General features: G+C 52.1%; 11 protein-coding genes, 3 tRNA genes, 1 rRNA gene and 1 riboswitch. Of the genes, 12 read left to right on the top strand and 3 right to left on the bottom strand.

Features of this window, described 5'->3' with window-relative positions:
- Nucleotides 1-8: 8 nt before the first annotated feature.
- From rrf to thiH, 12 genes are all read left to right on the top strand, one after another.
- Nucleotides 9-124 (top strand): 5S ribosomal RNA (rrf, locus tag J0X00_RS11790).
- Nucleotides 125-209: 85 nt separating this feature from the next.
- Nucleotides 210-286 (top strand) — tRNA-Asp (locus tag J0X00_RS11785).
- A gap of 89 nt (nt 287-375) precedes the next feature.
- Nucleotides 376-461: transfer RNA gene (locus J0X00_RS11780), tRNA-OTHER, on the top strand.
- 33 nt (nt 462-494) lie between these two features.
- A tRNA-Trp gene (locus tag J0X00_RS11775) sits at nt 495-571 on the top strand.
- Nucleotides 572-737: 166 nt separating this feature from the next.
- Complete coding sequence (locus J0X00_RS11770) at nt 738-2120, top strand: multicopper oxidase family protein (protein ID WP_282478106.1); 1383 nt, start codon at nt 738-740, stop codon at nt 2118-2120.
- 140 nt (nt 2121-2260) lie between these two features.
- Nucleotides 2261-2644: a fluoride efflux transporter CrcB gene (crcB, locus tag J0X00_RS11765; RefSeq protein ID WP_282478105.1), complete on the top strand. Its 384-nt coding sequence runs from the start codon at nt 2261-2263 to the stop codon at nt 2642-2644.
- A gap of 52 nt (nt 2645-2696) precedes the next feature.
- Nucleotides 2697-2795: riboswitch (TPP riboswitch) on the top strand.
- Nucleotides 2796-2903: 108 nt separating this feature from the next.
- Complete coding sequence (thiC, locus tag J0X00_RS11760; RefSeq protein WP_282478104.1) at nt 2904-4853, top strand: phosphomethylpyrimidine synthase ThiC; 1950 nt, start codon at nt 2904-2906, stop codon at nt 4851-4853.
- Nucleotides 4854-4855: 2 nt separating this feature from the next.
- Complete coding sequence (locus tag J0X00_RS11755; protein ID WP_282478103.1) at nt 4856-6082, top strand: thiamine phosphate synthase; 1227 nt, start codon at nt 4856-4858, stop codon at nt 6080-6082.
- Nucleotides 6072-6830 (top strand): HesA/MoeB/ThiF family protein, encoded by a 759-nt coding sequence (locus tag J0X00_RS11750; protein WP_282478102.1) that lies wholly within the window; start codon nt 6072-6074, stop codon nt 6828-6830. The genes J0X00_RS11755 and J0X00_RS11750 overlap by 11 nt, the downstream gene beginning before the upstream one ends.
- 4 nt (nt 6831-6834) lie before the next feature.
- Nucleotides 6835-7041: a sulfur carrier protein ThiS gene (gene thiS / locus J0X00_RS11745; protein ID WP_282478101.1), complete on the top strand. Its 207-nt coding sequence runs from the start codon at nt 6835-6837 to the stop codon at nt 7039-7041.
- A 5-nt stretch (nt 7042-7046) separates the two neighbouring features.
- Entirely contained in the window at nt 7047-7871 is an 825-nt protein-coding gene (locus J0X00_RS11740; RefSeq protein WP_218562579.1) for a thiazole synthase, read from the top strand.
- Nucleotides 7872-7886: 15 nt separating this feature from the next.
- Nucleotides 7887-8999, top strand: a complete 1113-nt coding sequence (gene thiH, locus J0X00_RS11735; protein WP_282478100.1) for a 2-iminoacetate synthase ThiH — start codon at nt 7887-7889, stop codon at nt 8997-8999.
- 112 nt (nt 9000-9111) lie between these two features.
- Here the strand turns inward: thiH and choV are convergent, their stop codons facing one another.
- Genes choV through J0X00_RS11720 form a run of 3 tightly spaced genes read right to left on the bottom strand, consistent with a single transcriptional unit; the run spans nt 9112 to nt 12110 of the window.
- Nucleotides 9112-10296: a choline ABC transporter ATP-binding protein gene (gene choV, locus J0X00_RS11730; RefSeq protein WP_282478099.1), complete on the bottom strand. Its 1185-nt coding sequence runs from the start codon at nt 10294-10296 to the stop codon at nt 9112-9114.
- A gap of 2 nt (nt 10297-10298) precedes the next feature.
- The gene (gene choW, locus J0X00_RS11725) at nt 10299-11135 is read right to left on the bottom strand and encodes a choline ABC transporter permease subunit (protein ID WP_136487265.1); all 837 of its coding nucleotides are present in this window, start codon (nt 11133-11135) and stop codon (nt 10299-10301) included.
- A 45-nt stretch (nt 11136-11180) separates the two neighbouring features.
- Nucleotides 11181-12110 (bottom strand): choline ABC transporter substrate-binding protein, encoded by a 930-nt coding sequence (locus J0X00_RS11720; RefSeq protein ID WP_282478098.1) that lies wholly within the window; start codon nt 12108-12110, stop codon nt 11181-11183.
- Between the last annotated feature and the right edge of the window lie 6 nt (nt 12111-12116).

Genomic DNA, 12116 nt, shown 5'->3' with positions numbered 1-12116 from the left:
GAATTTTGCTTGGCGACCATAGCGTTTTGGACCCACCTGACTCCATTCCGAACTCAGAAGTGAAACAAAACAGCGTCGATGGTAGTGTGGGGCCTCCCCATGTGAGAGTAGAACATCGCCAGGCTTTAATTACTTGCTTCAGATTGCTCCTTTTTTAAGGAATAGCCTGAAAGCAAAAACGAGAAAAGACTTTATAGTCTGACCAATGCGGAGCGGTAGTTCAGTTGGTTAGAATACCGGCCTGTCACGCCGGGGGTCGCGGGTTCGAGTCCCGTCCGCTCCGCCACTTATTCGAAACCCTAGCAGAAATGCTAGGGTTTTCTCAAATCTGGTGTTTCATAATCTGCCAGAGACAATTTGGGTACCTATTTCTAGGGGTGTAGCTCCAATTGGCAGAGCAGCGGATTCCCCTGATTTTGGGAATTGGCGCGTGTTGGGAGTTTGAATCTCTTCAAGACCCAAAGTATCCAGATACAATTTGATGACCTATTTCTAGGGGTGTAGCTCCAATTGGCAGAGCAGCGGATTCCAAATCCGCGTGTTGGGAGTTCGAATCTCTCCACCCCTGCCATATTAAGAAGCCTCAGCAGTAATGCTGGGGCTTTTTTACGTTCAGAAGCACAAATACTTATCCAATCTACTCCCCATATCTGGCATATTTCTGCGTCCTGTCATTTACATTTTGTGGCCAATCAGTTTTATTACCAATATCAAGGTTATATTTATCAGGAATGGTTATGGAACTCACTCGGCGCCGCTTGCTGCAATTCGGTTCGGCGATTGGAATTGGAGCGGCGTTGCCAGCATGCTCTTTGCTGCGTCTTAGTTCAGACGAAGACAGTTATGTGTATCACCTGACCGCACAACCCGCTACCGCTGAGCTGGTTCCCGGTTATCAGACCGATGTCCTCGGTTTCAATGGTTCCATTCCGGCGCCGACGATTCGTTGTCGGCAGGGTAAAAAGGTGACCATCCATTTCACTAACAAACTGAACCAACCGACGACCATTCACTGGCATGGTTTGCGTATACCGATTGCGATGGATGGCGTCCCTTTCCTGAGTCAGGATCCGATTATGCCGGGTGAGACTTTTACCTATGAGTTTACTCCGCCGGATGCGGGGACTTTCTGGTATCACCCGCATATGAACAGTGTCAATCAGTTGGGTATGGGGCTAGTTGGTATGCTGGTTGTGGAAGAAGCGGATCCGGTTGTGTTTGATCAGGAGTTCTCCCTGATGCTGAAACACTGGCACATCGATAAGCAGGGGCAGTGGAAACAGCGTATGATTCCACGCTACAGTGCTCGTATGGGGACTCCTGGCGAGTGGGGTACGGTTAACGGGCAGCATAACCCCCAGTACCCGATTAAGCACAATGCAACCGTGCGTGCGCGTATCGCCAATGTTGACAACACCATCACCTATCCGATTGCGGTGCAAGGCGTCGATGCCTGGATCGTGGCGATTGACGGCAACCCGATTACTACCCCGTATTTACTCAAAGAACACAAGATGGGCCCGGGGATGCGCCTGGATATCGCCTTCATTGCACCAGCCGCCGGGCAGACGGTTTACATTCGCCAGATGAAAGGTAAATTTGCGTTTCCGCTGTGTGAGTTTGTCAGTCAGGAATCCTGGCTGGCTGAGGAGAAATCGATTCCCCGTCTGCCATTAAATCCGATTCCTGAAGTGGACTTATATCGTGCCGAAGAGATCGATTTTGTCTTTGAGTGGGAAGGGGCGGTGACACCCGCAGATGAGTCCGGAAACGCGGTACCGGATTTCTGGTTGATTAATAAACGCGCCTGGGAAGGGATGAGTGCCGGTAATATTCCTAAGCCGCTTGCGACGCTGACGCGCGGTAAAAGCTATATTTTTAACCTGCGCAATGTTACTCAGTATCACCATCCGATTCACCTGCATGGTCATACCTTTACCGTGATTGAACTTAATGGTCAGCCTGTTAAAGAGCCGTTTCATACCGATACCGTGTTACTGGGCAAGAATGGTAGCGCCAAGGCGGCATTTGTGGCTGATAACCCGGGACGCTGGATGTATCACTGTCATGTGATAGAGCATATGCATACCGGGCTGATGGGCTATATTGAAGTGGTCTAGATGTGACTCCTGTAACTTTTTTAAAATTGGCTGTTTAATGTATCAGGCTACTGAAAAAGAAAACTATTTTTTCCTTTCTCCGCGCTGATCTTGAGCGATAAATCGTTACAATAGGTTACAAATTAGTACGGAGAGGTTACATGGGACAATTATCAATTTTGGGTCTGATAGCTTTAGGTGGGGCGATTGGTGCCTGCTCACGTTATCTGGTCTCAGAGTGGTGCATTACTTTATTCGGGCGCAGCTTTCCATACGGTACTCTGACCGTGAACATCATAGGTTCTTTCATCATGGGATTATTGATTGCTGCGTTTGAAAATGAATGGCTGGCACCTTATCCGTGGCGTCAGGTGGTTGGGTTGGGATTTCTCGGTGCCTTGACTACTTTCTCGACCTTTTCAATGGATAACGTATTGATGATGCAACAGGGCGCTTTTGTGAAAATGGGCCTGAATGTATTGCTTAATGTCACGTTGAGTATTTCTGCTGCCTGGCTCGCTTACCAGTGGTTAGTTCGAGCCTGATTAAAAACTCGACATTAACACTTGGTTAACGCAACACGATTCTCTATAATCGATTCACTTGTCGGAGTGCCATAAGGCTGAGACCGTTTATTCGGGATCCGTTGAACCTGATCTGGTTAGTACCAGCGAAGGGAACAAGAGAAGACTTTCTCTGGCGATCTGTGGATCGTCATATCTTCAGTAACCAGATTTGTCTGCTTACCTCTTGTCGCAACTATCCGCCAAGCATTTATCCCTAAAATCCTAAAAGGAAAATGCTATGTCGTCGAATCGCAAACAAGCGAGACTGGAAGCTAAACAGTTTATTGAATCGCTTTCTGTTCAACCTTATCCCAATTCTCAAAAAACATACGTCACCGGCTCTCGTCCGGACATTCGCGTGCCGATGCGTGAAATTTCTCTGGCTGACAGTCTGATCGGCGGCAGCAAAGAGCAGCCGGTTTACGAGCCTAATGAGCCGGTGAGTGTCTACGATACTTCCGGTGTGTACACCGATCCCGAGCATACCATTGACCTCTATCAAGGGCTGCCAAAGCTGCGTGCTGAATGGGTGGCGGAGCGCGACGATACCGAGCTGCTGGATGCGATGAGTTCCGAGTATGCCCGTGAGCGTCTGGCTGATGAAACACTAGATGAACTACGCTACGGCAATCTACCGCAGATTCGCCGCGCGAAAGCAGGTCAGTGCGTCACTCAACTGCATTATGCCCGTCAGGGAATGATTACCCCGGAAATGGAGTTTATCGCCATTCGGGAAAATATGGGCCGGCGTCGTTACCAGGATGAGCAGCTTAATCAGCAACATCCGGGGCAAAACTTCGGCGCAAATCTGCCACGGGAAATTACGGCAGAATTTGTGCGTCGTGAAGTGGCCGAAGGACGAGCCATTATCCCGAGTAATATCAACCATCCTGAATCTGAACCTATGATCATCGGCCGTAACTTCCTGGTCAAAGTCAACGCCAACATCGGTAACTCTTCGGTCAGCTCCTCGATTGAAGAAGAAGTTGAGAAACTGGTGTGGGCGACGCGCTGGGGTGGTGATACAGTGATGGATCTGTCGACCGGACGTAATATTCATGAAACACGCGAATGGATTCTGCGTAACAGCCCGGTGCCGATTGGTACCGTACCTATGTATCAGGCGCTGGAAAAGGTCAACGGTATTGCTGAAAACCTGACCTGGGAAGTGATGCGTGACACCTTACTTGAACAAGCAGAGCAGGGGGTGGATTACTTTACTATCCATGCCGGTTTGTTGCTGCGCTATGTGCCTATGACTGCCAAACGGGTCACTGGCATTGTTTCCCGCGGTGGATCGATTATCGCCAAATGGTGTCTGGCACACCATGAAGAGAACTTCCTTTATACTCATTTTCGAGAGATTTGTGAGATCTGTGCCAAGTACGATGTGGCGTTGTCGCTGGGTGATGGCCTGCGTCCAGGATCGATCGCAGATGCTAATGATGAAGCTCAGTTTGCCGAGTTACGTACTTTGGGTGAGCTGACTAAGGTGGCGTGGGAATACGATGTGCAGGTGATGATTGAAGGCCCGGGGCACGTTCCGATGCACATGATTAAAGCCAATATGGACGAGCAGCTGGAGCATTGTCATGAAGCGCCGTTCTACACCTTAGGCCCGCTAACTACGGATATTGCCCCGGGTTATGACCACATTACTTCCGGTATCGGTGCGGCGATGATTGGTTGGTTTGGTTGTGCGATGTTGTGCTACGTCACCCCCAAAGAGCACCTTGGCCTGCCGAATAAAGAGGATGTGAAGACTGGCCTGATTACCTACAAACTGGCCGCCCATGCTGCTGATTTGGCCAAAGGTCATCCTGGTGCGCAGATCCGTGATAATGCTCTGTCGAAGGCGCGTTTTGAGTTCCGCTGGGAAGACCAGTTTAACCTGGCGCTGGATCCGGTGACTGCCCGAGCTTTCCATGATGAAACCCTGCCGCAGGAGTCAGGTAAGGTTGCCCATTTCTGTTCGATGTGCGGTCCGAAATTCTGCTCGATGAAGATCTCCCAGGAGGTGCGCCGTACTTACGCTGATTACACGGCGTCGAGTAATGACGCGATGACAGTGACATTGCTGGATGATCCCCTGGAAGGGATGCGGCAGAAATCGCAGGAGTTTCTTAGCTCAGGTTCTCAGCTCTATCATCCGGCTGTGACCAGTCCAGAGAGCGTGGCTGAGGAGTAACCGTGAAATTACTGATCCCATCTCATTGTGTTGTGATGACGGGAGACGTGCAGCGGGTACTGTTACTTGCCAAACAACAAGGTTTGCATATCGATCACATTGAGTTGGGCGTTAGCCCAACTCAGCATTTCCACCTTGTTGCTGACACGACTCTTCGTTTATCAAGCAATCTGTTTGTATTAAATCACCTCTCGCTTGGCAGCGAGTCTGCTCCGGATCTTTGTATTGATTACATCGGCGCAGGCAGTCATTTGACCAGCTCACTATGCCCAGCAGTCGCTACGGTCGCTATCGGCGTAGCCGGTTGCAACGGGTTGGAAGATACCTGGTGGTATGGCGATGAACAGCGTCGGCTGATTCATCTGCGGGCATTAACCGCGCAGCAGCAACGACAACATCTGACCTGGCTGCTGAGTCTGCTCGCTCTTGATTTTGCCTTGGAGGATGCGTTGGTGCTGTCTCGGGCTGCGCTCAATGTTTCACGTGAAACATGGCCGCGCGATTATCGCGATTTTCCCCAGCCGGAACCTCAGGCCATCTACCGTGGTGTTGCGCCGTTTGCGTTATTGGATAAAACATCGCTCGGGCTCTATCCGGTGGTGGATGACGTACGTTGGATTGCCACCTTGTTGCCGCTTGGCATCAAGACGATTCAGCTGCGCATCAAAGACCCCGCCCAAGCTGATCTGGAACAGCAGATTATCCAGGCGATAGCGTTGGGCCGCGAACATGGTGCCCAGGTGTTTATCAATGATTACTGGCAATTGGCCCTTAAACATCGGGCGTTTGGCGTCCATCTGGGGCAGGAAGATCTGCTGTGCGCCGATCTCGCTGCGTTATCTGCCGCCGGTATCTGTCTCGGATTGTCTACCCACGGCTATTTTGAACTGCTGCGTATCCAGCAGTTAGCACCGAGCTATATCGCGTTGGGGCATATTTTTCCCACCACCACCAAGCAAATGCCGTCCAAGCCGCAGGGGCTGGTACGACTGAAACTGTATCAAAGCTTGCTCGATAGTCTTCCTTATGGCGAGCATGTCGGAGTACCCAGCGTGGCGATTGGCGGTATTGATCGCAGCAACGCCGCTCAGGTTCTCGAGTGTGGGGTAAGCAGTATTGCTGTGGTCAGGGCAATTACCCAGGCTGAGGATGTCGGCCTGGCTGTTAGCCAACTGCAGCGGTTTCTTCCCGCGCCTGCGAGCGTGACGGAGGCCGGTGATGTTAAGTGATCAACAATTTATGCGCTATCAGCGTCAGGTTGCGTTACCGCAGATCGGTGAAGCGGGGCAGCAGCGTTTGCTCAACAGTCAGGTCCTGATTATTGGCTGTGGCGGATTGGGCAGCGCGGCGGCGCAGTTTCTCGCCGCCGCCGGGGTCGCAAGGCTGGTAATTGCCGACGATGATCAGGTCGCACTTTCCAATCTGCATCGTCAGCTGGCTTATCGCGTGCAGGATGTCGGCCAACCGAAAGTACGTGCTTTGGCGCGCAGTCTACAAGCACTCAATCCAGACTGTCAGGTACGTACGGTTGAGCGCTACATAGATGCCACATTACTGAATCTGGAAGTGGGCTTAGCCGATGTGGTGCTCGACTGCAGCGACAATCTGCCGACACGTCACCAGGTTAACCGGGCTTGTCATCAGGCCGGAGTGTGTCTGATTTCAGGCTCGGCCATTGGCTGGGAGGGTCAGTTGATCCCGCTCGATTTTACTCAGCGTCCCCAGGGCTGCTATCAGTGTGTGGTACCCGAGCAGGAATCGGCGGCTGCGCTGCGCTGCTCCGACATGGGTGTGGCCGGCCCTGTGGTCGGCACCATAGGTAACTTACAGGCTCTGCTCGCTGTGCAGAAATTAATTCAGCTTGAGGAGTTTCACAGTCACTACATGCAACGTTTCGATGCGCTGAGTATGCAGTGGCAAAAGTGGCAACTGATCGCCGATCCACACTGTTTACAGTGCGGGTGTGGCAAGGAATGAAGGTATGACTATCACCATCTTTATTAATCAGCAAGCACACCAGATTAAGGCGGCGACCAGTTTGCTGACACTGCAGCACGAACTGGGCCTACCGACACTAGGCTGTGTGTTTGCCATCAACCAACAAGTTATACCCAAAGGCTTATGGTCTGAGACGCTACTCAATCAGGGTGATCAGATCGCACTGTTTCAGGCCATCGCAGGAGGCTAATATTTATGTCTGTAACGAATTCTATATCTAAGCAATCCAAGCGCGAAATTTTAGCTGGCAATCCACCGCTGATTATCGCCAATCGCCAGTTCGATTCTCGCTTACTGACCGGAACCGGAAAGTTTTCTGATCGTAGCACTATGGCTAAAGCGATTGCTGTGAGTCAGTCTGAGCTGGTCACTATGGCACTCAAGCGGGTTGATCTCGAACAGCGTGATGACGACATTCTCGCACCGCTGATCGCCAGCGGGATGAACTTGTTGCCGAATACTTCCGGTGCCAAAACGGCGCAGGATGCGATCTATGCGGCACATCTGGCGCGCGAGGCGCTGGGTACTGAGTGGCTGAAACTGGAAATTCATCCCGATCCCAAGTATTTAATGCCGGACCCGATCGAAACTCTGAAGGCGGCCGAACAGTTGGTTAAAGACGGCTTTATTATCTTGCCTTACTGTCATGCCGACCCGGTGCTGTGCAAACGGCTGGAAGAGGTCGGTTGTGCGGCCGTCATGCCGCTGGGTGCGCCGATTGGGACCAATCAGGGACTAAGCTCAAAAACCTTCCTGGAGATTATCATCGACCAGGCGAACGTACCGGTCATTGTAGATGCCGGTATCGGTGCGCCATCGGATGCCGCGTTGGCGATGGAGATGGGCGCAGATGCGGTATTGGTCAATACCGCAATCGCCACGGCACGTGATCCGCTGGTGATGGCTAACGCGTTTCGGTTGGCAGTGGAAGCGGGCCGAATGGCTTATCTGTCTGGCCTGGCGACTCAGCAACAGAGCGCGTCTGCGTCGAGTCCGTTTACGGCATTCCTGGATAATTGAGCGGGATGATTGAGTATGAGTTTTATTGATCAATTTAACCAGCTCGGCTGGGATGATATTAAGTTGTCGGTGTATGCGAAAACCCGGCACGACGTAGAACGGGCACTGGCCAAAAGCAAACGCGATCTGGAAGATTTTAAAGCGCTGATTTCGCCTGCGGCGGAAGGGTATCTGGAACAGATGGCGCAGCTCTCTTACCAGGCGACCCGACGCCGTTTTGGCAATACGATGTCGTTCTACATTCCGCTCTATCTGTCCAACCTGTGTGCCAACGCATGTACTTATTGTGGCTTTTCGATGGAAAACCGCATTAAGCGTAAAACACTTAATGAGGAGGAAATCCGGGCTGAAATCGCCGCTATCAAGCAGATGAAATTTGATAGCGTATTGCTGGTGACTGGTGAGCATGAGACCAAAGTCGGCATGAACTACTTTCGGCATATGCTGCCGATCATTAAGCCGTCGTTTCACTATCTGGCGATGGAAGTGCAGCCACTGCAGCAGCAGGAGTATGCAGAACTCAAGACGTTGGGATTGGATGCCGTGATGGTTTATCAGGAAACGTATCATCCATCGACGTACGCCCAGCATCATCTGCGTGGTAACAAAATGGATTTCGAGTTTCGGCTTGAAACTCCAGATCGCCTGGCGCGAGCCGGGATAGATAAAATCGGTTTAGGCGCCCTGATTGGTTTAGAAGACTGGCGTACCGATTGCTTCTATGTTGCGGCCCATCTTGATTACCTGGAGCGGACTTACTGGCAGTCACGCTACTCGATTTCGTTTCCGCGCTTGCGGCCGTGTGAAGGGGCTTTGCAGCCTAAATCGGTGATGACGGACAAACAGTTGGTGCAGCTGATTTGCGCTTTTCGGTTGTTTAATTCTGAGGTTGAATTATCACTTTCCACCCGAGAAACGCCGGCCTTTCGCGATAATGTTGCACCGCTTGGCATAACCAGTTTGTCAGCGGCATCGAAAACCCAGCCCGGTGGCTATGCGGATCCGAAAGCGGAGCTGGAGCAGTTTGCTATCAGTGATGAACGTTCAGCGCTTATGGTAGAACAGGCGATGCAAGCGCGAGGTTTGCAGCCGGTCTGGCATGACTGGCATGCAGTCTATTCCGGTTAGCCTGAGGTTGAATGACCCGGCTTATGTTTCACGTGAAACATACACAAATAAGGCGACCTCTGGTCGCCTTATTTGTGTGGCCGATGTGAGCGGTATTAGAATGAAGTCTTCATCAGGCAGCTTGTGCCTGGTGGTATTTACCCAGCAGAGCATGGTAAAAATCGTGATCGCTCAATGTACCGAGTAAGCGATTTTCTTCCATCAGTAAAATCGGGTTACCAGTACGGTAGCGAATTTCAATCGCCTGACGCATATCAATGTCCGGGCTGGCCATGACCAATGTTTGTGGATTCAATGACTGCAGCGATAACTCAGCATGCCACTCAATCAGCTCAACCGGGCTATCGCCACACACAACCCATTGTTGTTGCTGTTGCTCAACCCACAGATCTGACTGCTGGCAGATTTGCCAGCGCCCATTGTCCTGAACCAGGCTGTCGCTGCTGTTCATCAGCGAACGGCCTTTGAGCACATTGAGCGGATTAGTGTGAGCGACAAAATCTTTCACGTATTGCGTTTCCGGCGTCAGGACTATCTGTTCCGGCTTGCCATACTGAATCAACTTGCCGGATTCCATAATCGCAATGCGTGAGCCGATTTTCAGCGCTTCATCCAGATCATGACTGACGAAGATGATGGTCTTATTGAGCTGCTTTTGCAGCAGCAGCAATTCATCCTGCAGCTGGCTGCGGATCAGGGGATCGAGAGCCGAGAAAGGTTCGTCCATCAACAGAATGTCGCTGTCCATGGCGAAGGCGCGCGCCAGACCGACCCGTTGCTGCATACCACCGGACAGCTCATGAGGCAGTTTGTTTTCCCATTCGGCCAGGCCGACCATGGCCAGTTTTTCCCGTGCCTGGGCACGGCGTTGCTGTTTGCCGATGCCTTGCATTTCCAGGCCAAATGCCACGTTATCCAGCACGCTCAGCCACGGCATGAGGGCAAATTTCTGAAATACCATTGAGACTTTGTTGGTGCGCAGATGGCGCAGTGTATCAGCGTCGCACTGCGCCAGGTCGATACTTTGTGCACCATCCTGGATTTTCAGAGCGCCGCGCGTGACCGGGTTGAGGCCGTTAACCGCGCGCAGCAGGCTGGATTTACCTGAGCCGGACAGACCCATCAGCACGCAGATTTCACCTTGTTGCACATCGAGTGTCACATTATCAACGCCGACCACCAGACCGGTCTGGTCGATGATCTCCTGGCGGCTTTTGCCCTGATCGAGCAGTTCCAGAGCCGGTGCTGTGTTTTGGCCAAACACCACGTCGAGATTTTCAATACTGATCGCTGGCATGATTATGCCTCCTTGCTGTTAGGTGCTTTACACAGACGGTCGAGAATAATAGCGACCAGGACAATCGCCAGACCGGCTTCAAACCCTTGGGAAATATTGACCGTATTGAGGGCACGAATAACGGGTTTGCCCAGGCCATCTGCGCCGACCAAAGCGGCAATAACTACCATCGACAGTGACAACATAATGCATTGGGTAATGCCGGCCATGATGCTCGGCAGGGCGGCCGGTAGTTCCACTTTGAACAGCAGTTTCATCCGGCTGGCTCCGAAAGCTTTACCGGCCTCGATCAGTTCTTCCGGCACTTTAGTGACGCCAAGATAGGTGAGGCGGATTGGAGCGGCTATGGCGAAAATGATGGTGGAAATCAGTCCGGGCACAATACCCAGTCCGAACAGAACCAGCGTCGGGATCAGATAAACGAATGTAGGTACCGTCTGCATCAGATCCAGAATCGGGCGCAGTACGGTATACAGCCATGGTCGGTGCGCAGCCATGATGCCAAGCGGAACGCCGAGCAGAACCGAAATCGTAGTGGCGGCAAAGACCAGTACAAAGGTTTCCAGCATCTCCTGCCAGTAGCCCAGGTTAAGGATCAGCAGCAGCGCGGCAATAATAAACACCACCAGGGAAAGGCTGCGGTGCAGCCACCAGGCCAGTGCTGCGGTGATAATGATAGGGACCGCTGGCGGGAACCATTTGAAGACATCGACTAACACCATGATGATGTTTTCCAGTACGAAAGAGATGGTATCGAATACGCCCGAAGCATGCAGAGTCAGCCAGTCCACACCGGCTTCCATCCAGTGGCCCAACGGAATTTTGTGATCGCTAATCATAGTGTGCAGTTCCTTATAGCGGGTGGCTTGTGCCACCCGGCGGGGTTATACGTCAGAGTTGAGATAATCAGTTACGGCTTTCTCCGCAGGCTTGCCATCACGCGTGGTGACATCTTTCAGCCACGGGGTCAGCACGTCAGGATGCTGACGCAACCAATCTTTGGCGGCTTGTTCCGGGCGCTGGCCCTGATTGAGGATGGCTTCCATCAGGCTGTTTTCCATCTCAAGACTGAACTGCAGATTACTGAGCAACTGGCCGACATTCGGGCACTGCTGGGTATAGTCATTGCGCACGTTGGTGTAGACGTTGGCACCGCCATAATTAGGGCCGAAGTAGTCATCACCGCCGCTGAGGTATTCCATCTCAACATTGCTGTTCATCGGGTGCGGCGCCCAGCCGAGGAAAGCTATCCATTGCTGGCGGCGTACCGCCCGTTTGACCTGCGAGACCATGCCGGCTTCGCTCGATTCCACCAGATCAAATTGCTTGAGGTCGAACGCATTGTTGTCAATCATTGACTGGATCAGGCGGTTACCATCGTTGCCCGGCTCGATGCCGTAGATGCGGTGTTTAAACTGATCGGCATGCTTGGCAAGATCGGCAAATGACTTAACCCCGGCGTCATACACGTACTTAGGTACGGCCAGGGTGTACTTGGCACCTTCGAGATTGGCGCGGATGGTTTGTACGCTGCCGTTGTCACGGTACTTGGCAATATCGCCTTCCATGGTTGGCATCCAGTTACCGAGAAAGACATCGATGTCGCCGTTGGCCATGGAAGAATAGGTCACCGGTACCGACAACAGATCGGTCTTGGTCTGATAGCCCAGGCCGTGCAGCAGCTCAGTGGTCACGGCTGTCGTTGAGGTGATATCGGTCCAGCCGACATCGGCAAAACGAACGGTGTCGCAGCTGTTGGCATAGGCGTTGATTGACAGCAGTGTGGCTGCTGAGAAGGTCATGACTTTACGCATTGAACT

This window comes from Vibrio sp. ABG19, from assembly GCF_029962385.1.
Classification (GTDB): Bacteria; Pseudomonadota; Gammaproteobacteria; order Enterobacterales; family Vibrionaceae; genus Vibrio; species Vibrio ostreae.
Note: the sequence above shows the minus strand (reverse complement) of the source record. Positions and strands in the feature narration are given on the sequence as shown.

Bases quoted from the DNA above. Each gene is read 5' to 3' on its own strand.
- J0X00_RS11750 (WP_282478102.1), top strand. From the start codon at position 6,072: ATGTTAAGTGATCAACAATTTATGCGCTATCAGCGTCAGGTTGCGTTA.
- choV (WP_282478099.1), bottom strand. From the start codon at position 10,296: ATGCCAGCGATCAGTATTGAAAATCTCGACGTGGTGTTTGGCCAAAAC.
- thiS (WP_282478101.1), top strand. From the start codon at position 6,835: ATGACTATCACCATCTTTATTAATCAGCAAGCACACCAGATTAAGGCG.
- crcB (WP_282478105.1), top strand. From the start codon at position 2,261: ATGGGACAATTATCAATTTTGGGTCTGATAGCTTTAGGTGGGGCGATT.
- J0X00_RS11720 (WP_282478098.1), bottom strand. From the start codon at position 12,110: ATGCGTAAAGTCATGACCTTCTCAGCAGCCACACTGCTGTCAATCAAC.
- thiC (WP_282478104.1), top strand. From the start codon at position 2,904: ATGTCGTCGAATCGCAAACAAGCGAGACTGGAAGCTAAACAGTTTATT.
- thiH (WP_282478100.1), top strand. From the start codon at position 7,887: ATGAGTTTTATTGATCAATTTAACCAGCTCGGCTGGGATGATATTAAG.
- J0X00_RS11770 (WP_282478106.1), top strand. From the start codon at position 738: ATGGAACTCACTCGGCGCCGCTTGCTGCAATTCGGTTCGGCGATTGGA.
- choW (WP_136487265.1), bottom strand. From the start codon at position 11,135: ATGATTAGCGATCACAAAATTCCGTTGGGCCACTGGATGGAAGCCGGT.
- J0X00_RS11740 (WP_218562579.1), top strand. From the start codon at position 7,047: ATGTCTGTAACGAATTCTATATCTAAGCAATCCAAGCGCGAAATTTTA.